The sequence below is a fragment of the Streptococcus sp. KCJ4932 genome (assembly GCF_004352745.1).
Taxonomy (GTDB): domain Bacteria; phylum Bacillota; class Bacilli; order Lactobacillales; family Streptococcaceae; genus Streptococcus; species Streptococcus ruminicola.
Genome location: NZ_SJWW01000020.1, coordinates 14310 through 36712, shown reverse-complemented (window position 1 = coordinate 36712; position 22403 = coordinate 14310). Strand labels below are relative to the sequence as shown.

The window sequence follows — 22403 nt, the reverse complement described above, 5'->3', positions numbered from 1 at the left end:
CATAAAACAACAATAACAAAGTGATTAATTGTTGAAAAAGTACAACAAAGACCCATAAGTATTTTTTACTCCCATTTTTAATCAGTTGTTCCATATCTCATTCCCACTAAAATATAATTTTCTTCATTGTATCATATTTTAAACTCTAACTATAGAACGTGCTGAACGATTTGTCAAAAAGAAAACAATGAAATAAAGTAATAAAAATACTAATAAACAAGTCCCTATTGAAGCAAAAATAATTTGATTTGCTACTAGACTGTCTGTAAATAAATATTTGTAAAAAATAAGTAATAGTCCTCCGTTAAGAATACCTACTAAAACAGGCACAACAAACAATACTCCAATTTCACATTTAAGAATTTTGTCAATCATCTGTCCATTATATCCTAATTTACTTAGATAAGAATATTCATCTTTATTTTCCATAATCTCAACCAAACTTGTAAAGTACAAAATACTTCCTGTACAAATAACAAACAGTATTGATAAAAATGAAATAAAGATATAAGTTGAAATATTTCCCGTTTTAACTAGATATTCACGCTCATAGCTACTCTTAACATCATCTAGATTCTTAAATTTTTCATAAAAAGTTTTACTATGACGAATATCATTCCCATTAAAAGTCCTAATGATCATTTCCTTACTTGGATAACTTTCTCTCAAATTATCATAAAATTTATCACTCACAACCAGAGTAGTCACACTAGTTGCAAAACTAAAAATATTATCAGTTGTTACTTTTTTTACAGTTACTTCACTACCATTTTCAAATTTAAATGTTTTTCCTAAACTTTTTTTAGTAGGATAATAGTTAATTAACAGAGGAGCTGATGTATCAGCCAATACTTTTTTTCCTTGAACTTTAGCAAGATGCTCATAATCACTATATTTTACCAAGTCAAAATATGGTATTGTTTGTCCACTATCTGTAATAGTTATTTCAGGATTGCTATTAAGTCTTAAAAGGTGAATATCTAATTGACTTACTTGATACTTACTAAGAATTTTATCAATGTTAACCGATTCATTTTCATCCTGTAAATTATATTCAATAACTGATGGGTTTAAACGGCTAATACCATTCACACTATAAGTAATAAGCATTACCATCATACCACTAATAACAATCGTCAATGTTAAAAGCCCACTTAAAATGATTAATAATTTACTTTTTGTTGCAATTCTAAAACTAAGTTTAGGATATACAACATTAGCTACCGGTTGATAGAGTTTTTTTCGATTTTTCTTTAAAAGGGATAGTATAAAAACTAGACCATAACGAATTGTAAAAATACTTCCTAGTGAAATAAGAATAATCACTAAAAATGAAATTGGCATAATCCCTATTTTCAACCAGATACGCTGTGTCACACTAAACATGCTTGTTAAACACAAACAATATGCAGCTCCTAAAGCCATAATTGCTAAAATTGAACGAATCCTTTTCACCTTAATTTGTTTTTCAGCTTTTTTAGAATAATTAACAAACTCAATCAAAGATTGACCTTTGATAATACTAATGTTAATCAAAAAATTAATAACAAAAATGATTAATACAATTCCAAAAGATTTTACAATCATCTCTGATGATATAAACCACTGATTTGATATTTCAATTCCTAAAACATTAATAATAAGAGATACTACCACTGAGTACAAAGTTGGCCCAACAATAAGACTAATAAGATAACTCACCGATAAAATAACAAGATTCTCCATAGTTAGTAGAGTAACTAACTTTTGTTTAGAAAATCCTAAAATAGCCATAGCTCCTAATTCATGACTTCTTCTTTTGATGAAAAAATTATTGAAATACATCAAAAAAATAGTTAAAAAAGCAATCAAAAAAACAAGTGAAATATTCGCTATCGCTGAAGCCTGCCCGCTCTCTGCTATTTTTGCCAGAGTCATCTTATCAGAAGTAAACGTTAAAAATGCTGTAAATACACTTAAAAGTCCAATGGTAGCTAAAAAATAGACTCGATAAAGTGAAAAATTTTTTATAATATTTGCTTTTGTTATTGTCCAAATCATATTATTCACCTACTTTTGATAATGCTTGGCTAATTTCATCATGATATGAAGAACCACATTCTGATTTTATGATTTCTTTATCAAATTGACCATCTTTTAAAACAACCACTCGGTTAGCATAAGAAGCTGATAAAACATCATGAGTAACCATTAAGATAGTGACATTAAATACTCGATTAATTTTACTCAATAACTTCATTGTATCTTCTGATGATTTTAAATCTAATGCTCCTGTCGGCTCATCAGCAAAGACTATATCCGGATTTTTTATAACTGCTCTAATAATACTTGCTCTCTGTTTCTGTCCCCCTGACAATTGATATGGATATTTTTCTAACTGGTCATATAAGTTTAACTCCATTGCATAGTCATCAATTCTACTGTCTATTTTTGCTCTATCAACATTTTGAAGAGATAAAGCAACTGCGATATTTTCTCTAATAGTTAAACTATCTAATAACATGTAATCTTGAAAAACAAACCCAACATTATTTTTTCTAAATTCAGTTGCCTCATTATCATTAAGGTGACTAATATTTTTACCACCACAAAAAATATCACCACTATCAATACTATCAATAGTTGAAGCAGCATTTAAAAATGTTGTTTTACCGCTTCCACTTCTCCCCATAATGGCTACAAAATCACCTTTTTCAACTGCTAAATTAATATGATCTAACGCATAGCGAGATTGACCAGTATATTTTTTACAAACATTTTTTAGTTCTAATTGTACCATGTTTATTCACTCCTTTTTTGGTATTTATTCATGTATGAATCGTACATTTGTCTATATGACATATTTTTGTTGTACAAATTATTATTATTTCCACAATCAACAATTTTTCCTGAATCCATCATATACACAATTATGGTGCACAAAAAAATTCTCGATACCACTTTTTTGCTTTAGATAGGAAATATATTTCTTATATGCTTCTTCTTTATCAGAAAAATTCTTAGAAAATAGTTTATGTCCAAAACAAGTGACTTGAGTGATAAATAAATAATAGTTTCAAATAGTTGATTCTTCAAGCCATCAGCAAAAACATATTCCAGGTCAGTATTTTTCAGACTTTTAATCAACTCACTCTCTAATATATTGTATTTCAATATTGAATTATAATAATCATAAAATGGATGAGATTCATACTCTTTTTTCATTTTTCAGCACCACTGTTATCAAAAAATCCCACTTAGAACACTCCAAGCAGGATACCAAGTTAAAATAAATTGAATGTCATAATTAACAACAAACAAATACTGAGTTAGGATAATCATCTGTGATTGTTTTTACCCAACCACCACCTTTTACCACCAGCAATTTCTTTGAGTTCCTTTTCAGAAACTTCTTCAATCAGTTCTGAAACAAGTTCTTTCGAATTTTTCATGATAACAATAATTCCCTTCTAAAAATAATAAAGATTAATTCTTACACTTTTTAGTTTACATTATCTAAATTACTTTTTAATGAGTAAATAGTGCAACATTAAAAAAATCCACCCATCTAAGATGAGTGGAAACTCCTTATCTAGTTCCAGCTAACTGCCCTAAAAAGTCACCAACATAATAAGCAAACAGCGCAGCAATTAAGCCAATCAGTAGCGTTCTAAAAATTTCTTTGAATTTGCTTTTCTTTGTTATCAAAGCTTTGACAAATCCAAGTAAGGTTAGCGCTAGCGATACTAAAATACAAGCCATCATAAAAGTATGGACTTTGAAAATGCTAAAAACATTAATCAAAAGGTAAGACAAAAGAGGAATCAAGCCAAAAAATATGAATGAAAGAAAAGTTGCCCCAGCATTCTTAACTGCCTTACCTTTTACAACTGATTCTTCTGTCGTTGAACTCAAATAATCTCCGACCGCCATTGAAAAGCCATCAGCCAGAAGATTTGAAAAGCCAAGAATAACAATCGGTGTGATTCCTAGGTTACCACCGACAGCTCCTGCAACAACCGCAAATGTCGTCACAATCCCGTCCATGCCACCATAGACGATTGATTTTGCGTAGTCTCCAAATTTTTCTTTCATCTTTTTTCATCACTTTCCATTAATTTTTAAGCGTTTTCTTTGTTGTTTTCATTATACCATCTCTTTAGAATTGTTACAATTAAAACTCGACCAGATGACGGAAAATGCTTATCGTGTTATAATGATTAGTTGAGAATAAAATATTAAGGAAACATGTTAGATTATGCATACCGACGATTTTGATTTTAATTTACCAGAGGAGTTAATTGCCCAAACACCTCTTGAAAAACGAGATAGTTCTAAACTTTTAGTCATTGACCACAAAACACACGAGATGGTTGATGCACACTTCGACCACATTCTTGATGAGCTAAATCCTGGTGATGCTCTTGTCATGAACAACACACGCGTTCTTCCAGCTCGTCTTTACGGTGAAAAACCAGACACACACGGTCACGTCGAATTACTTCTTTTGAAAAATACTGAAGGCGACCAATGGGAAGTTTTGGCAAAACCAGCTAAACGCTTGCGCGTGGGAGCAAAAGTATCATTTGGTGATGGTCGTTTGACTGCCACAGTTGTGGAAGAATTAGATCACGGTGGACGTATCGTTGAATTCGACTACGATGGTATCTTCCTTGAAGTTTTGGAAAGTCTTGGTGAAATGCCATTGCCACCATACATTCACGAAAAATTGGATGACCCAGACCGTTACCAAACAGTCTATGCTAAAGAAAACGGTTCTGCTGCCGCTCCAACTGCTGGACTTCACTTCACCAAAGAATTGCTTGAAAAAATCGAAGCCAAAGGCGTGAAACTTGTCTACGTGACACTTCACGTTGGACTTGGAACATTCCGTCCAGTTTCTGTTGACAATGTCGAAGAACACGAAATGCACTCTGAATTCTACCGCTTATCTGAAGAAGCTGCCCAAACCCTTCGCGACGTAAAAGCTGCTGGTGGACGTGTTGTTGCAGTTGGAACAACATCAATTCGTACCCTTGAAACCATCGGTTCAAAATTCAACGGCGAAATCAAAGCTGACAGTGGTTGGACAAACATCTTCATCAAACCAGGTTACGACTTTAAAGTGGTTGATGCCTTTTCAACAAACTTCCACTTGCCAAAATCAACACTTGTGATGTTGGTTTCAGCCTTTGCCGGACGTGAATTCGTCCTAGAAGCTTACCAACACGCCATCGATGAACGTTACCGCTTCTTTAGCTTTGGCGATGCCATGTTTGTTAAATAACAAAATTACTTAAAAAGAACTTCGAAAAAATTCGAAGTTCTTTTTTCATTATTAATCAGCCATGTTGGTGTAAACATCTTGAACGTCATCGTCGTCTTCGAGTTTATCAACCAATGTTTCTAAAATGTCTGCTTGTTCTGCATCAAGGCTAACGTAGTTTTGTGGAATCATGCTAAGTTGAGCTTGCGCGAATTCAAGATTTTGTACTTGCAAAGCTTCTTTAACAGCTGGAAATTCTTTTGGTTCAGTGAAGATTTCAAAGGCATCATCTGATGTTTTCAAATCTTCTGCCCCAGCATCCAAAATCAATTCAAGCATGGCATCTTCATCCATATCCAAATTTTCACGGTCGATAACAATGTAACCTTTACGGTCAAACATGTAGGCAACAGAACCTGTTGAACCCATGTTACCGCCATTACGTGTGAAAATAGTGTGCATGTTCGCATCTGTACGTTTTTTGTTGTCAGTTAAAGTGTGAACGAGGATAGCTACCCCACCAGGTCCATATCCTTCATAAGTAATTTCATCGTAGTTAGTTGTATCACCAACATCTGTCGCTTTCTTAATGGCGCGATTGATATTATCTTTTGGCATATTAGCCGCACGCGCTTTATCCAAAACCATACGAAGGCTAGCGTTCATTGATGGATCACCACCACCAGCTTTAGCAGCTACAAAAATTTCACGTGACAATTTATTAAAAATCGCACCGCGTTTAGCGTCTGCTTCACCTTTTTTATTTTTAATTTTGCTCCATTTATTATGTCCTGACATGCAAAATTCCTCCCTATTCCCTGATATTATATCATATTTAAACATAAAAAGAGGATAGACATCCGCCTATCCTCTTAGATTAGAGAGTGCTATGATAATAAAAATTAATCAGCAAGTGCTGCTTGATACAATTCAGCAACTTTCGTCCAGTTGATAATATCAAAGAATGCTTTGATGTAATTTGGACGAACGTTACGATATTTGAGATAGTAAGCATGTTCCCAAACATCAAGAGCAAGAATTGGTTTCTTACCTTCTGAAAGTGGAGTATCTTGGTTAGCAGTTGAGGTTACTTCAAGTTTGCCATCTTTGTTAACGACAAGCCATGCCCAACCTGAACCAAAGCGAGTTGTTGCTGCTTGCGTGAAAGCTGTTTTGAAATCTTCAAATGAGCCAAATGCTTCTTCAATTGCCGCAAGTACATCTGCTGTTGGTTCTTGTTTTTCAGGAGATAGCAATTCCCAGAAAAGTGCGTGATTCAAATGTCCACCACCATTGTTAATAACCGCTTGACGGATATCATCTGGAATGCTATTAACATCTGACAATAATGCTTCCAAGTCTTCTCCGATTTCTGGGTGTTTTTCAAGAGCAGCATTTGCATTTGCTACATAAGTAGCATGATGTTTATCATGGTGCAATGTCATTGTTTCTGCATCGATGTATGGTTCAAGCGCATCGTATGCGTATGGTAATTCGGGTAAAATAATAGCCATGCTAGTTACCTTCTTTCTTTTCGTTATTTCTTATCATCATTTTATAAGAATCAAGTCTAACTAGCAAATTATTTGACCGCTTTTTTAAGTGTGCTTAATGATGCTCATGAGCAATTTTTAAAATAGCCACATCAAAGAGGTAATCTTTATCATATGTTCCAGTCTTAATGGCATAATCTGTCTCAATCAAAACAGCAATAGCTTTTTTCAAGAAAGTCATTGACAGAGTGCGTGAATCACGCACAGCAAATTTGACTTGATAAGGATTGACACGGCGTCCCAGATAATCAGACAAGGTTGCTACCATCTGCTGCTCTGTCTTTCCTTGACTGGCTAAGATGCTGACTTGCAAAAACATACGGAACTGTCCTAACATAATCGCAATCAACTTAATCTCATCCTCACCCTGCAAACGCAAATCACGAATCAAGTCACGCGCCTCGTCGATTTTGCCATTCAAAACAAACTGCGTCAAATCGAAAATATTATCCTGAAGTGTTTTCGGAATGGCTTGATTAATATCTTCTGAAGTAATATGACCATCTTTTTTATAAGATTTCAAAAAGGCAATATTTTTCAAAATCTCGCTGAAATCATAATTGGATTTCAAAAGCAAAGCCTCAAAAACGCCAGAATCAAAAACTAAGTTCTCTTTGTGAGCTAATTTTTGGAAATACGTTTTTAGCTCTGCTTCTTTTAATTCACTTGCTTCAAAAATCTGTGCATCACGTTTAAGAATTTTCACCAAGCGACGTTTGCCATCTAATTTACCTGGTGCAAAAATAATCAAGCGCGTCGTATCCAAGGGATTTTCCAAATATGCCTCAAAACGCTTGAGTTCCTTATCATCCAAATAAGATTTTTTAGCCGTCGTGATGTCAAGCAGATTATCAAAAATAACCACTTTTTGATCTGCAAAAAACGGTAAGCTTTCAAGATCCATCTCAGCATCTTGGTAATCAACCTCAGCCATATCAAAATAAGAATAAGTCAAATCATCCTTATCATATCCCACGCGCTCCATCATACGCTCTTTTAGCTGAGATAATTGTCCCAAATCCTCACCCGTCACCACCGTAATCAAGCTAAGATTTTCTTTTCGTAATTTATCAATTTCTTCGATTGCAATCATAAAGATATTATAACAAAAAACCCTGAGAAAAACTCATGGTTCATGCGAAAGTTAACGATGGAATTTTTTATAAGCAAACTGCCTTAATGTTTCATCAAAAAGACAAATTCTACTTCTATCGCTATCCAATCCCTGCTTATTCAAGCTATCTTGAATAATCTTACCGTAGTTCTTGCTAATGCGACAATGTTCAGGTAAAGCCATTAATTCCTTTAAAGCTATAAGTTTCTCCTCACTAAAAGCTTCTAGCTCAATAAAAGCCCCAACATGACTAGGAAAAAGATCAAAACAAACAGCCGTATTTTCTTTTTTGTACTCATGACGTTTCTTCTGAGAAAACATGCGACAACGTGTGAACCCCAAATCGTACAATTGATTTATCAGATAAATACAATTTTCAGACACATCTTTTCCTTCTAGAATAATCCGAGGAAGTACTACACCCAATTCCTTTTGTAATAAACATTGAATATCAGAAAAAGCAAGACTATCATCAGAATCACTAGAATACTCTAATTCTACATATTCTTGGCAATGATTATTTTGACGTTTGAGTTTAATCGTCAACAAGTATCTCCCAACACTTATTATGCGATAGCGAATGACTATTCCTTTAGATTTGCTTTCAAAATTAGGTAAATCAACCGTAATATCTGTTTCAAGACATTCACCCACAGAGACAAAGCACGCCTTTTTCACTTTCTCTTTATAAATACTCAAAACTTCTTCAGATAGCTGATATTTCAATTCCAATTCATTTTTGGCGTTACTCAAACTCTTCACCTTCAGTCATATAGTCCTTTTTCAACACTTTTTTCGATTAATTCCTTTGCTAATTGCCACAAAATTTCTGAATCTTCTTTAATGAAAGCTTTCTTAGCCAAAACTCTATCAGCCGTTAATTTATCGGGATTATAACCTTCTTCTGAAACAACCAAATGATTAATCAGCGGTACCAAAGTATCAATAATTCTAGCATATCTTGATTCTGGACTATTTCCTTTTTCAAATTCAAGCCACAATTCTGTAAATTTCTCGCCTTGAATGATTGGTAAGACTGCTAAACTTTTCTGTAACGATAAGTATTCCTTATCATGAGATACGGCTTTGCCTGTGGTATCATACACCCAAGTATCACCTGCGTAAATTTCTCCCAAATCATGGAGTAAAAGCATCAAAGTCACTTTTCCTATGTCCAATTTTTCAGGAAAATAATCTTGAAAAAAGTTTGCTACTAATGCAACCTGCCAAGAATGTTCCGCACTATTTTCAAATCACCCATCCAATGTCCTATTAAAACGCGTCACAGTTTTTGATTTCTCGATTTCTTTAACAAAATCAACTTCTCGCTCAACTCCTGTCATCACTAAACCTCCTTTGTATAGAACATAGTATATACTTATACCGATTTAATTGCAAAGCAAAACAGTAGTCAATCGACTACTGTTTTTAGTATGCTTTCAATTTTAACTCTAATACTTCAATTAAAACTGGTAAGAAATTAATATGTATTTCTTTGGCTAATTTTCACTCTTTTACCTCACTGTTTCAATGTGCCAAGTTTTCAGCCCTCTAAAGCGGATAGCACCTTGTTCATCAGTACGGTAAATAGTCATGTTTTGTGCTTGAAAGCGTTCAAGCGTTTCTTGATGAGGATGCTTGTAGCGGTTATTTTGTCCTGCGGAAATCAGAGCAACTTGCGGTGAAATATGCTCTAAAAATTCTGGGCTTGATGAACCTTTTGAACCATGGTGTCCTGCTTTTAAGACATCAACTGGCAGATTGGGATAAGTTGCTATCATCTGTTGCTCGCCCTCTTCTTCCAAGTCTCCTGTAAACAAAAAATTCTTGCCCAGAAGATTGCCATAAAGCACCACAGAATCATTATTTCCACCGTCACCAACAGCATTTGGATAGAGCACCTGCAAGTGACTTCCCATAATTGGCAAGTTATCTCCTGCAGAAACTGCGCGAACTGGCGTCTTCATTTGTCGAAGTTTAACCACAAAATCTGGCTTTGTGAGACTTCCTGGACTCACCAGGACTTGACCAATTTTCAGCTCTTTTGCGACTTCAAGCATATCACCCATATGGTCGGTATCCGTGTGCGTCAAAACCAACTGGTCAATTTTACCAATTCCTCGACTTTTCAGATAAGGAATCAGTGTCCGCTCCGCATTGCTATCAGCTAAGCGCTTTTGCCACGATTTTTTCTCACTAAAACTCACTTTTCCTCCGACATCAATTAACAGCGTATGCCCTCTAACATCACACACAAAAATACTATCTCCCTGACCAATGTCAACCACCGTCACTTCATTTTCCAGCGGATGCTTGATTTGGAAAAATAGCAAAGCTACTAAGCTAAAAAGGAAAAATGCCACTTTTTTGTGTCGATAACAGTCATAGAGGAGCCCTATTGTTAAAAGTAATAGCAACAAAATTCCTAGACTTGGTCTGCCAAAAACGAGTGGGGTACCAACCAGCGACTTGCTAAATTTGATGATAGTTTCTAGAAAAACAAAAAATGGATTTAACGCGGTAATTTTAACCAGAGGTGATAAAAGAAAAACAAAGGTCAAAACAGGTAAGATAAGCGTATCAAAAGCCAGTGAAAAAATAGCTGTTAAAAGCAGCGACAAGGGTTGAAATACTGAGAAGAAATATAGCAAAACCGGTAAACTTCCCAGCGAAATCGCCAAACATTCTGTAAGGATTTTTCGATAATGACTAAGCTCATCGAAATCAATAAAACTCAGGATAAAAGCGTAAGTAAACGAAAGAATGCCTCCCGTCGTCAGTAGAAAATTTGGCATCAAAATAAAAAGGGTCATTAAAGTAAAGGCAAGATTATCTAATTTTTTTATGCCAAGATTTGCAAAAGCAGACTGAATAAGGCTCCGAACAACTGAAACCGAAAAGCCTGTCAAGCCAGCATATACAAGTGAAAACGGGATTTGCAGTATATCCACATAATCTCGCCGTAACCCAAGACGTAAAAAAATAAAACGAAAAAGTCCCACAAAAAAGCCCACCTGCATACCAGACAGAGCAAAAAGATGAATAATCCCTAAACTAGTGTAAACATCACTCATCTCATCAAAAGACTTATCCAAATAACCGAACAAAAGTCCAGTCATATAATGTTGCATTGGGGCAGGAAAATTCCTTTGAATACTGACAATCGCCTGTCTTCTAAGTTCATGTAGTCGTTCAAAAAAACTTAAAGAGCTCTGCTGTCTCATTTCAGTAATCGAAGAAAGATTAGCAATCCGATAAATGCCTTCATGTTTAAGGTAAGTGCGGTAATCAAAACCACCAAAATTTCGCTGTGGCGTTGCCTCTTCTAAATCCACCTGCCCTGATAAAAGCATTGTTTGATTAAGAGTTTTAAAAAATTCCTGCTCTTTTTCTGACTTCAAGGTATAAAAAACTTGGTAAGTCTGCCCAGCCTCCTTCCCTCGAAAAGATAACAAATCACCATTAACCGAAATCGTATCTGGAACCATCTGGATTTTTGTTAAATAAGCTGGTGCTGCTTGATAAGCCTGTTCTGTCTGATTAGCCTTAGTCAGGAAAAATATCGCAAAAAAAGCCAAACACAAAGAAATCTGACACCAAACTTTCCACCCGTAATGTCGCCATAAAAACAGCAAGGCTAACAGGAGTAAAATCAGACATAACACCACTTTTTCAAAACAAAAATAATAAAGTAAAGTGAGCAAAAAAGCCAATTGAATTGGCTTAATGGGAAAATGCTTAGTCAACAGTCACCTCAGATTTTAATTTTTCCAAAGTCTTCTCACCAATGCCAGAAACATTTTTCAAATCATCAACGGATGAGAACCCACCATTAGCATCACGATAATCAATGATATCTTGCGCACGTTTAGTCCCAATGCCAGAAATGGTTTGGAGTTCTTCTGTAGTTGCGGTGTTAAGATTGATTTGCGCTGAGCCGTCACCTTGTGTCCCGCTAGCTTGCGTAACTTTAGCTTGAGATGGTGTGCTTGCTGGTGTGACTTCTTCACCAATTTTTGCCACATAGACAACCGCTTCGTCAACTAATTTTTCAGCTAAATTGACTGACTTCTTATCAGCATCATCTGTAAATCCACCAGCTTTTTTGACCAAATCCGTGACACGGCTGTCATTTGATAATTCATAAACACCTTCATTTTTAACGGCACCCTTGATATCAACAAAAATTTTGCCAGAATCATCTTGAGAACGTGATGTCATAGTCTTTGTCTTTGATGGTTCAAGACTTGAACTTGCTGGGATACTACTAGAAAGCGCAGGTAAATCACTTTGTAGCTGCGCTTGTGGTCTAGTCATACTAGACCAAGCAAAGAATGCCACAAACATAACAAGCACCGTTCCTAAAACCGCCGCTACCGTCTTATGTTCCAAAAGTCTTTCTTTCATCTCTTCAATCATCCTATTACCTCACCTTTTAAGCATTAGAAAAAGGCTCCTGGGGAGCCCTTACTTAATTATTCGAAAAAAACTCGGAAGATCCGAGCTTTTTTATTTATTTCATTTTACGGTGTTTATCAGGATCCCAGACAAAGCTTGCAATGTAGCTAAAGAGTAATGTCAAAAGAACAACGACAATAGCTACCAAACCAAGTGGAACACGATAAATGTATGTCAATGGATTTGGTTTTTTATCGGTATGATAAGTCGCATTTTCAGTATCCAAACGATCAAATTCAGTTTGAATACGGTTAGCAACTTCTTCAATACCTTCGTCATTCATACGTTTGATATCAGAAATATCAATTGGGTTACCAAAGTTCATGTCAACACGTTCACCAGTCAAAAGACCTTTTAATTGCATTGGTCCTGCGTAAACAACTGGCATGATTTTAACTTTTGCCATTTTAGCAATGACGGCTACCCCACCTTTAACATCTGTTGAGTGACGACTTCCACTTGGAAACATGACAAGTGAACGATTACTTTTTTTCAACATGTTAATCGGATATTTGATAGCTTTTTGACCAGGATTTTCACGGTCAATTGGAAAAGCACCACACATGCGAATCCACCAACCAAAGATACGATTTGTGAACAATTCCTTTTTAGCCATGAAAATGAATTGTTTTGGACGAGCAGCGAAAGCCATATAAACAGGGTCCCACCATGTACGGTGTGGTGCAACCAAAATATAGTTTTCATCTTTGCTCAAAATTTTGTCTTCATTGTGATAATGGGCATTACCATTGATAATCCAAAGAAGGAAAACCACTAGCCCGCGTAAATAAGTATAAAACACAGATTTACTCCTTTTTTTCTCATTACCTTACATTGTACCATGCTTAAGCGGTTTTAGAAAGTAAAAATTAACGACCTCGCTAGTGAGAACACGCAAAATCTGCTATAATAAATGTCATGACTAAATCAATTTTAAAAGAAGGTGAGCGTATTGATCAGCTCTTTTCGACAGATGTAAAAATTATTCAAAACAGAGAGGTTTTCAGCTATTCTATCGACAGTGTCCTCTTGTCACGTTTTCCAAAAATCCCATCACGTGGCTTGATTGTTGACCTCTGCTCTGGAAATGGTGCCGTTGGACTTTTTGCCAGCACCCGCACTAAAGCGCCAATTATCGAAGTTGAAATTCAGGAGCGCTTAGCTGACATGGCAGAGCGTTCAATTCACTTGAACCACCTAGAAGACCAAGTCCAGATGATTAACGATGATTTAAAAAATCTGCTTAATCATGTCCCTCGAACTGGTGTTGACTTAATTCTCTGCAATCCTCCTTATTTCAAGGTTTCAGAGACTTCTAAGAAAAATGTGTCTGAACATTACCTTCTGGCTCGACACGAAATCACAACAAACCTTGAAGAAATCTGTGACATTGCACGACACGCTTTAAAATCAAATGGTCGTATCGCCATGGTTCACCGGCCTGATCGTTTTCTAGACATCATCGATACCATGAGACACTACAATCTAGCACCAAAACGCATCCAATTTGTTTACCCAAAAATGGGAAAAGATGCTAATATGTTACTTATTGAAGCCATCAAAGATGGTTCAACCGATGGTCTCAAAATCCTTCCGCCACTCTTTGTTCACAAAGAAAATGGCGAGTATACCGACGATATTTTTGAAATCTATTATGGAAAAAACGGAAAGAAAGACTAAAAGAGCTTATATGTACGTAGTTGTGTGCGCAGACGGTACGCTCTACACTGGCTACACTACTGATGTAGAACGCCGCATCAAAACGCATAATGCAGGTAAAGGCGCTAAATACACAAAAAGCCGCTTACCTGTCAAACTCATTTACCAAGAAAGTTTTGATAGCAAAGAAGCCGCCATGTCCGCAGAAAGCTATTTTAAACAAAAAACACGACAACAAAAACTCGATTATATTAACGAACACAAAGCTTAACCAAAAACGCACCCTGCTCAAGCAGAGTGCGTTTTACTTTTATCTTTCCCCTTTGTTACGGATAACAAATCCATTTTTCTTCTCGCTTGATGTGCGGTGTGGGCGTTTGTTATCTTTATTTTGGAAATCACGTTTGTTCTTAGATGATGTGCGTTTGAAATCGCGGTAGCCGTTGTCACGGTCATCACGTTTGCGATCACGTCCGCCGCGGCGGTTATCACGTCCACGGCCATTATTTCCACGTCCACCTTTACGGTTGTTAAAGCCACCACCTGAAGGTTTGAATGGTAATGGTTTTTCACGCGCAATTTCAACTTTTGGAAGAGTTTCAGGATCTTTAACTGTCAAGCTCAAGATGTATAAAGCCAACTCTTCTGGTGTGAATTCTGCAGCCAATTTAACCGCATCGCCTTTGAATTTATCAAAGTTATTACGGATAGTTTCATCAGCAAAGTCACGTTCAATTTTCTTAAGAGCAACTTTTTTCTTAGCTTTGAAGGCTTCATCAGCAGTTGCTGGTTTCAAACCTTTCATGCGTTTTTTAGTCAATTTTTCAATGATTGACAAGTAACCCATTTCATTTGGAGCAACAAAAGTAATAGATTGACCGTGTTTACCTGCACGTCCAGTACGTCCGATACGGTGTACATAGCTTTCTGGATCTTGAGGAATATCGTAGTTATAAACGTGTGTAACACCTGAAATATCAAGACCACGAGCAGCTACGTCAGTTGCAACCAAGATATCGATGTTATCATTTTTGAAATCACGTAGGACACGAAGACGTTTGCCTTGGTCAAGGTCACCGTGAATACCTTCTGCACGGTAACCACGCAATTTCAAACCACGTGTCAATTCATCAACACGACGTTTTGTACGTCCAAAAACGATTGACAATTCTGGTTGGTCAACATCCATCAGACGAGTCATTGTATCAAATTTATCTTGTTCTTTAACACGAATGTAGTATTGATCGACAAGATCAGTTGTCAATTCTTTAGCAGCCACTTTAACGTGTTCAGGATTTTGCATGAATTTAACCCCGATACGTTTGATAGCTTCAGGCATAGTAGCTGAGAAAAGAAGCGTTTGACGTGTTTCAGGTACACGACTGATAATAGCTTCGATATCTTCTAAGAATCCCATGTTAAGCATTTCATCTGCTTCATCAAGAATCAATGTTTCTACGTGTTCAAGTTTTAAAGCTTTACGTTTAATCAAATCAAGCAAACGTCCTGGTGTACCAACAACGATATGTGCACCTGAGCGAAGGGCTTTGATTTGTTTTTCAATGCTTGAACCGCCGTAAACTGAACGGACTTTAACTCCTTTTTCACGACCAAAACGGAACAATTCTTCTTGACCTTGAACCGCTAATTCACGTGTTGGAGCAATAACCAAGGCTTGGACAAGATTACGACTTGTATCAATTTTATCCAATGTTGGTAGACCAAAGGCAGCTGTTTTCCCTGTACCAGTTTGCGCTTGTCCGATAACATCCTTACCTTCCAATGCCAAAGGAATTGTCAATTCTTGGATTGGAGATGGCTCAACAAAGCCAGCTTTTTCAACAGCAGCAAGGATTGCTTCCGATAAGTTAAGTTCTGTAAATTTCAAATTTTTCTCTTTTCTAAAAGGCAGTGCGAAGCTGCCTTATTAAACTTTAGTTTCGTTGTTTAACAACCTAACTAGTGTAACACATTCTAGGTCAAAAAGATAGGAAACAGTTTCATTTAATATGAATAACACGTTTTCATAGTGTCAATTATTTAAATATTCTGTAAAAAAGTTGTTGGCGCTTTTTTTGACGATTTTTAAGTTTTCTTTAAGGTATAACAGATAAAATGTAAACATCCTAAAACTTTTCTTTTTCATAATCTCAAAAAAACAGTTCTGATTCGTCAGGGCTGTTTTTTTATGCTGATAAGCAAAAAAGCCTGAGCAGTGCTCAGACTTTTTATTATTACATTTTTTCTTCCAAATCAACATCTGGGTATTTATCCGCAAACCAACGAAGTGCAAAGTCGTTTTCGAAAAGGAAAACGGGTTGGTCGAAACGGTCTTTAGCCAATATATTACGGCTTGAAGACATGCGTTCATCAAGATCTTCTGGTTTAATCCAACGAACAGTCTTTTTACCCATTGGCGTCATGACAACTTCAGCGTTGTATTCATTTTCCATACGGTGTTTGAAAACTTCAAACTGCAATTGACCTACCGCACCAAGCATGTATTCGCCTGTTTGGTAGTTTTTGTACAATTGAATAGCCCCTTCTTGCACCAATTGTTCAATCCCTTTGTGGAATGATTTTTGTTTCATGACGTTTTTAGCAGCAACTTTCATGAACAATTCTGGTGTGAAGGTTGGTAGTGGTTCAAATTCGAATTTGTTTTTACCAACAGTCAAGGTATCACCAACTTGGTAAGTTCCTGTATCGTAAACCCCGATAATATCACCAGCAACGGCATTTTCAACATTTTCACGTGATTCAGCCATAAATTGTGTCACGTTTGATAATTTCACTGATTTTTTCGTACGTGCTAGGTTAACGCTCATTCCACGTTCAAATTCACCTGATACGATACGAACAAAGGCAATACGGTCACGGTGACGTGGGTCCATATTAGCTTGGATTTTGAAGACAAATCCTGAGAAATCTTTATCGTAAGGGTCGATTTCATTACCTTCAGTTGTTTTGTGACCATGTGGTTCTGGTGCAAATTTCAAGAAAGTATCTAGGAAAGTTTGCACACCGAAGTTTGTAAGGGCAGAACCGAAGAATACTGGTGTCAAATCACCAGATAAGATAGCTTCTTCTGAGAATTCATTTCCTGCTTCTTCAAGCAATTCAACATCTTCCAAAACTTGTTGGTAAAATGGGTTGTTAGCAAATAACTTGTCACCATCTTCAAGTGCTGCAAAACGTTCATCACCTTTGTAAAGTTCCAAACGTTTGTTGTACAAGTCGTAAAGCCCTTCAAATGATTTACCCATACCGATTGGCCAGTTCATTGGATAACTTGCAATACCAAGCACTTCTTCCAATTCTTCCAAAAGGTCAAGTGGTTCACGACCATCACGGTCAAGTTTGTTAATAAAAGTGAAAACTGGAATGTTACGGTGTTTTACAACTTCAAATAGTTTTTTAGTTTGTGCTTCGATACCTTTGGCCGAATCGACAACCATAACCGCAGCATCCACAGCCATAAGCGTACGGTAAGTATCTTCAGAGAAGTCCTCGTGCCCTGGCGTATCAAGGATATTCACACGTTTACCAGCGTAGTCAAATTGCATCACTGAAGATGTAACAGAGATACCACGTTGTTTTTCGATATCCATCCAGTCAGATTTAGCAAAGTTACCTGTTTTTTTACCTTTTACGGTACCTGCTTCACGGATTTCTCCACCAAAATAAAGTAATTGCTCTGTAATTGTCGTTTTACCAGCATCCGGGTGACTGATGATGGCAAAGGTACGACGTTTTTTAATGTCATCTTGAATTGTCATTTTATTTCCTTATTAATCTTAATTATCTCTTTAAAAACGTATCACTCATTAACGATTATAGTGGCTACATTGGTCCACTCCTTTTTCACTGCAATACAAAAATAGAGCCATGGACTCCCATAACTCTATTATTATAACGAAAATTAAACGCTATTTCAATATTTCTCCTCTAGCTTATCACCAGAAACCGCAAAATAATTCAGCAATAAGATAGTGCAGATTCCTATGTTAGCGCCGTAGTGTTCCATGATATTAATAAAGAAGGTAATTAAGAAGAGAAATGTGTGGAAAAGCGTAAACTTTTTCCCTCTAAGCTCTACCATCAAAAAAATGGGATACAAGCTAAAGAGTAAAATACCTTGACGTAGAAGCGAATCAATATAAAAACTATCATCATACATCGGTTGGCCATTGATTTCGGTAAAAGTTGGAATATTTCTTGGCATCCAATCGAGGCCAAATTGCTCTAGATACGCATGACCGATGCCAAGTCGTCCAGTAAATAAATGATTTAGCACTTGATAAAGTGTACTATCCGCATTATAAAAATATGGTAGCCCAATTCCTAAACCAAATAAAATGAGAACAGCAGGTATAATAGCATAACCAGGAATCGTGACTTTTAATAAAATCGGCTTCAAGAAGTAAGCAAGAATAACACCACTTGCAATTAGAAAAGCCGTTCTCGAATCTGTAACTGCAAAAATAAGTAACGCTGCTAATAGCATGATTAAACCACTAACAGAATGGTAAGATTTTTTAATTAATGAAAAATCAAACAGAAGTGAAATCAGGTACATTCCTAATGAATTTGGATGCATAAAACCATATGAGTGACGAATCATATCTTTTTCAGCACGATACATCATCATATCTTGAATAAAATGCCCATTGTAAGCTAATAGTACTGAAATAGCTACAATTAATTTTAAACAAAACATAGCTGATAAAAGTTGCTTGTCATCTTTATCAACGCTAACAGATAACAAGAACAACATTATCATAATCATATCATCTACAGATGTCTCCATGTAGTTTGATATAGGCAGAATAACCAAGAAAGCTAAAGCAAATATCCCAGCTAATATTTTTTCAACTGACCAACCCGACCTAATAAAATAATAGAGATAGATAACAATACCACCTACAATAGCCAAACTAGTCGAAAAAAGAAATATCTCCGTTGAAAACGGGTAGCGCTTTAAGAACCAAACTAAAAATACCAAGCCAAATTCAAGAAAATATAAGATTCGATAAAGAGATTTTGAAGATAGAACCTCCTCCTTAACACTTTTCTCTACCATCTCCACCTCACTAGTTTTCCAATGCTTCTACAACTTTAGCGAGATGCATTGAATTACTACCTTTCAGTAAGATTTGGTCAGCTGGTTGTAAAACAGTTTGAACTGTTTTTAGCATGTCATCAAATTGATCTTCATCAGCTGTTTTCTTAAAGTAATAAACTTTACCTAGTGGGAACATTTGACTAGCAAGTTGCGCCAGTTCAGCAATGTCTTCACCGTAGAAAATAAGAGTGTCTAATGTTTCAGGTGACAAACTCATAATCATGCGCTTGTGAAGTTCGACAGATTGCTCACCTAATTCTTTCATATCAGCAAGCACAGCGATTTTTTTACCGCCTTCATTAGCAGGAATTTTAGAGAATGTTTCTAAAATCAAACGCATTGCTGTTGGGTTAGCATTGTAGACATCTGACAGGATATCTGCACCATTAGCCGCTTTTTTCCATTCTGTGCGGTTACGTGTTAATTCGATGTTTTCTAAGGCTTCAACAATATCATCATCTGAAATCGCCAATAACTTACCAACATAAGCTGCTACCATGGCATTTGTAGCATTGTATTTTCCTGGTACAGGAAGTGTAATTGGTCGATTGATAACATTTGTTGTAAAGGTCAAAGAGTCTTTGCTTTCTTGCAAATCATTTACAGAGATTTCTGCACCATCACCAAAACGAATAACCATTTGACTTTCTGGCAAATATGGATCAACAATTGGATCAGCCGGTGCAATCAAAATACCATCTGAGTCCATACCGTCAACGATTTGAAGTTTACCTTTGGCAATTTTCTCACGGCTGCCAAAGAATTCCAAGTGAGCCTCACCAATCAAAGTCACAACACCGATATGTGGCTTAGCCAGTTCTGACAAGAGATGAATATCACCCATGTGATCTTGTCCCATTTCAAGGACAATTTTTTCTGTATCATCTGGCATGTGAAGTGCTGTATAAGGTAAACCAATTTCATTATTGTAATTACCTTGTGTTTTGTATGTTTTATATTCTGTTGAAAGTACCGCAGCAATCATGTCTTTGGTTGTTGTTTTACCATTTGACCCTGTTACTGCAATCACATCAACGCGTTGTTTTTCAAGATAATAACTTGCTAGAGCTTGGAAAGCTTCTAAACAATCGTCAACTAAAATATAAGGATGCCCTTCTACTTCGCGCTCTGAAAAAGTTGCAACTGCTCCATTTTCAAAAGCTGTTTCAATAAAGTCATGTCCATCACGCGCACCCTTTAGAGGTAAGAACAAATCGCCTTTTTCAATCTTGCGACTATCAAATTCAATTTGTCTCAGAGGAACGTCATCAAAATCCGAAATAGTGTTCTTTGCGCCAACCACCTTGGCGACTTCATGTAAATTAAGTTTCATTTTTTATTATCTCCATTATAAAAAGAGCCTTTTGGCTCCTCTTATTATATCACAAAATAAAGTGCTCTCAAGCATTTTCCTTATGGACCTTAGAATGATTCTTCCACCATGAAGATAAAATCGATCCAGAAATATTATGCCAAATTGAAAAAATTGTTGAAGGAATAGCTGCTTGCGGAACAAAATACTTCATTGCTAAAGTTGCACCTAAACTTGAGTCCTGCATTCCCACCTCAAATGTAATAGCTTTTTGTTGTGGCTCTTTCAAATGAAGAAGTTTTGAAAAGACAAAACCAAGCCCATAACCACAAAGATTGTGTAACATAACAACAGGAATAACTAAAGCTGTTGCTGTTGTAAAAATATTAGCATGGTTAGCAGAAACAACAGCTCCAATAATCAAAAGAATCGCTACTTGTGAGATTAAAGGCATCAACTGAATAATGGCATTGATTTTTTTACCTAAAAGTGTATGAACTAACACCCCTAAAATGATTGGCACTACAACAATTCTTAAAGTTGAAAGAAAAAGACTTGCTGCTGGTACAGCAATAAATTGCCCTGCTAAAATCGATAACAATAAAGGAAGCATAATTGGTGCAAGAAGTGTTGAAAGAATTTCAATAGAAACATCCAAAGCAACATCTCCTCCTGACAAAAAAGCCATTACACTAGAAGACGTTCCACTAGGACAAGAACCAACTAAAATGACACCAGCTGCTGTTGCTCCTGTTAAATGAAAAAGATGACATAAAAGCCAAGCTAAACTTGGCATAATAATATAATGTGCCACTGTACCTAGAATGACAGGAATTGGACGTTTAGAAATACGAACAAAATCTTCAGTCTGAAGTGTCAGCCCCATCCCAAAAAGAATAATTCCCAACAAATACGATGTATTAGGGATAACCCAGGTACTAGTCTGAGGGAAGAGATAATTAAAGAAAGCCCAAATAATAACAACCAAGGTAAACCATTTACTAAGTTGTTTTGAAAAATCAGTTAGTTTTTCCATCATTTTCTCCTTAACTAAAAAGCTTTTTATCAGCAAAGCCTTTGATTTTTACAGCTTCATTATACGACTAATTTCAGAATTTTCAAACTTTTTACGCAATCATTTTCATTTATTTTCCAAGTTAGATTCTAAAGAATCTTTTTTGTGATACAATAAACCTGTAAGGAGATAAAACCTTACACAGAGTAGATGATTCGCGTCAAGTGTGTGTGAATGGGATGTCGTCACACAACGAAGCAATTTGCGCGGTGAATCGTTGCATCCGCTGTTATTTTTTAACAGCTCCAGTTTTCAAATGTAAAAAGGAGCAAAAAATGAAAAACATTTTTCAAACACCAAAACTCACATCAAAGCGACTCGTGACCCTAGCTATGCTAATTGCACTGGCATTCATTGTTGGAAAATTTTCTATTCCGGTCATTCCAGAACAGTTGGTCGTAAGCTTTACTTTCATTGTCAATACTATTATCGGAATGGTTGCTGGTCCTATTTGGGGATTTATTAGTTTTGCCATTCTTGATGTCGTTGATAATCTCTTAAGCGGTCAAGGAAACTTTATTATCTGGTGGACTTTGATGGAAGCTGTTCAAGGATTTTTTTATGGACTTTTCTTCTATGGAAAAGAGCTCAAATGGTCAAATAAAAAAGATTGGCTTCACGTCACTCTGGCAGTACTTGTTACCATGCTGATTAGTACTTTTATCTTCACACCACTGCTTGTTCAGATTTATTTTCACGTTCCATTTTGGGCACAATATCTAGCAGGTCGCTGGTTAAAAATCTTTGAAATTCCAATTCGTATTATCGTCATCATGATTGTTGTTCCAAGGTTGCAGCGCATCCCTGAACTACACAAGCTTGCTAATTTATAAATCAAAAACCTCAGAGAGTTATCCCATCT

19 protein-coding genes, 2 pseudogenes and 1 riboswitch are annotated in these 22403 nt (G+C 36.1%); of the genes and pseudogenes, 4 read left to right on the top strand and 17 right to left on the bottom strand.

Going from position 1 to position 22403, the window contains the following annotated elements:
• Positions 1-138: 138 nt before the first annotated feature.
• The 4 genes and pseudogenes from E0E02_RS08630 to E0E02_RS08615 form a co-directional block, all read right to left on the bottom strand.
• Entirely contained in the window at positions 139-2040 is a 1902-nt protein-coding gene (locus tag E0E02_RS08630; RefSeq protein WP_133018386.1) for an FtsX-like permease family protein, read from the bottom strand.
• A gap of 1 nt (position 2041) precedes the next feature.
• On the bottom strand, positions 2042-2779 hold the full coding sequence (locus E0E02_RS08625) for an ABC transporter ATP-binding protein (protein ID WP_027967951.1): 738 nt from the start codon (positions 2777-2779) through the stop codon (positions 2042-2044).
• Positions 2780-3286: 507 nt separating this feature from the next.
• A pseudogene (locus E0E02_RS08620) lies at positions 3287-3431 on the bottom strand (type A2 lanthipeptide).
• 136 nt (positions 3432-3567) lie between these two features.
• Positions 3568-4074, bottom strand: coding sequence for a VIT1/CCC1 transporter family protein (locus E0E02_RS08615; protein WP_133018385.1), 507 nt, complete (start codon positions 4072-4074; stop codon positions 3568-3570).
• Positions 4075-4237: 163 nt separating this feature from the next.
• On the opposite strand from E0E02_RS08615, the gene queA reads away from it, so the two are divergent.
• Complete coding sequence (queA, locus tag E0E02_RS08610) at positions 4238-5266, top strand: tRNA preQ1(34) S-adenosylmethionine ribosyltransferase-isomerase QueA (RefSeq protein ID WP_093815264.1); 1029 nt, start codon at positions 4238-4240, stop codon at positions 5264-5266.
• 51 nt (positions 5267-5317) lie between these two features.
• On the opposite strand, the gene E0E02_RS08605 is transcribed toward queA, so the two are convergent.
• From E0E02_RS08605 to E0E02_RS08570, 8 genes and pseudogenes are all read right to left on the bottom strand, one after another.
• A complete protein-coding gene (locus E0E02_RS08605; RefSeq protein ID WP_133018384.1) occupies positions 5318-6043 on the bottom strand; it encodes a YebC/PmpR family DNA-binding transcriptional regulator in 726 nt (241 codons plus the stop codon).
• Between the two features lie 104 nt (positions 6044-6147).
• Positions 6148-6759 (bottom strand): superoxide dismutase SodA, encoded by a 612-nt coding sequence (sodA, locus tag E0E02_RS08600; protein ID WP_133018383.1) that lies wholly within the window; start codon positions 6757-6759, stop codon positions 6148-6150.
• 94 nt (positions 6760-6853) lie between these two features.
• Positions 6854-7891 (bottom strand): DNA polymerase III subunit delta, encoded by a 1038-nt coding sequence (gene holA / locus E0E02_RS08595; protein WP_074869191.1) that lies wholly within the window; start codon positions 7889-7891, stop codon positions 6854-6856.
• A gap of 51 nt (positions 7892-7942) precedes the next feature.
• The gene (locus E0E02_RS08590) at positions 7943-8665 is read right to left on the bottom strand and encodes a hypothetical protein (protein WP_240789028.1); all 723 of its coding nucleotides are present in this window, start codon (positions 8663-8665) and stop codon (positions 7943-7945) included.
• A gap of 11 nt (positions 8666-8676) precedes the next feature.
• Positions 8677-9255: pseudogene (locus E0E02_RS08585) on the bottom strand (HD domain-containing protein).
• A 171-nt stretch (positions 9256-9426) separates the two neighbouring features.
• On the bottom strand, positions 9427-11658 hold the full coding sequence (locus E0E02_RS08580; protein ID WP_133018382.1) for a DNA internalization-related competence protein ComEC/Rec2: 2232 nt from the start codon (positions 11656-11658) through the stop codon (positions 9427-9429).
• Positions 11651-12331: a helix-hairpin-helix domain-containing protein gene (locus tag E0E02_RS08575; RefSeq protein ID WP_133018381.1), complete on the bottom strand. Its 681-nt coding sequence runs from the start codon at positions 12329-12331 to the stop codon at positions 11651-11653. Before E0E02_RS08575 ends, E0E02_RS08580 begins: the two co-directional genes overlap by 8 nt.
• Positions 12332-12425: 94 nt before the next feature.
• Complete coding sequence (locus E0E02_RS08570) at positions 12426-13172, bottom strand: 1-acyl-sn-glycerol-3-phosphate acyltransferase (RefSeq protein WP_133018380.1); 747 nt, start codon at positions 13170-13172, stop codon at positions 12426-12428.
• 116 nt (positions 13173-13288) lie between these two features.
• On the opposite strand from E0E02_RS08570, the gene E0E02_RS08565 reads away from it, so the two are divergent.
• Together E0E02_RS08565 and E0E02_RS08560 are read left to right on the top strand one after the other, a co-directional pair.
• A complete protein-coding gene (locus E0E02_RS08565; RefSeq protein ID WP_133018379.1) occupies positions 13289-14050 on the top strand; it encodes a tRNA1(Val) (adenine(37)-N6)-methyltransferase in 762 nt (253 codons plus the stop codon).
• Entirely contained in the window at positions 14025-14300 is a 276-nt protein-coding gene (locus E0E02_RS08560) for a GIY-YIG nuclease family protein (RefSeq protein WP_133018378.1), read from the top strand. Before E0E02_RS08565 ends, E0E02_RS08560 begins: the two co-directional genes overlap by 26 nt.
• 39 nt (positions 14301-14339) lie before the next feature.
• On the opposite strand, the gene E0E02_RS08555 is transcribed toward E0E02_RS08560, so the two are convergent.
• The 5 genes from E0E02_RS08555 to E0E02_RS08535 all read right to left on the bottom strand — a co-directional run bounded on the left by E0E02_RS08555 (position 14340) and on the right by E0E02_RS08535 (position 21502).
• A complete protein-coding gene (locus tag E0E02_RS08555; protein ID WP_133018377.1) occupies positions 14340-15917 on the bottom strand; it encodes a DEAD/DEAH box helicase in 1578 nt (525 codons plus the stop codon).
• Positions 15918-16263: 346 nt separating this feature from the next.
• Complete coding sequence (locus E0E02_RS08550; RefSeq protein WP_133018376.1) at positions 16264-17808, bottom strand: peptide chain release factor 3; 1545 nt, start codon at positions 17806-17808, stop codon at positions 16264-16266.
• A gap of 155 nt (positions 17809-17963) precedes the next feature.
• Positions 17964-19112, bottom strand: a complete 1149-nt coding sequence (locus tag E0E02_RS08545) for a polymerase (RefSeq protein ID WP_133018375.1) — start codon at positions 19110-19112, stop codon at positions 17964-17966.
• A 10-nt stretch (positions 19113-19122) separates the two neighbouring features.
• Positions 19123-20487 carry a UDP-N-acetylmuramoyl-tripeptide--D-alanyl-D-alanine ligase gene (murF, locus tag E0E02_RS08540; RefSeq protein WP_074964837.1) on the bottom strand — a complete coding sequence of 455 codons (1365 nt, stop codon included), beginning with the start codon at positions 20485-20487 and terminating at the stop codon, positions 19123-19125.
• Between the two features lie 67 nt (positions 20488-20554).
• The gene (locus tag E0E02_RS08535) at positions 20555-21502 is read right to left on the bottom strand and encodes a bile acid:sodium symporter family protein (RefSeq protein WP_133018374.1); all 948 of its coding nucleotides are present in this window, start codon (positions 21500-21502) and stop codon (positions 20555-20557) included.
• A gap of 179 nt (positions 21503-21681) precedes the next feature.
• Positions 21682-21772: riboswitch (THF riboswitch) on the top strand.
• Between the two features lie 44 nt (positions 21773-21816).
• Here E0E02_RS08535 and E0E02_RS08530 point away from each other — a divergent pair.
• A complete protein-coding gene (locus tag E0E02_RS08530; protein WP_133018373.1) occupies positions 21817-22374 on the top strand; it encodes a folate family ECF transporter S component in 558 nt (185 codons plus the stop codon).
• Positions 22375-22403: the final 29 nt, after the last annotated feature.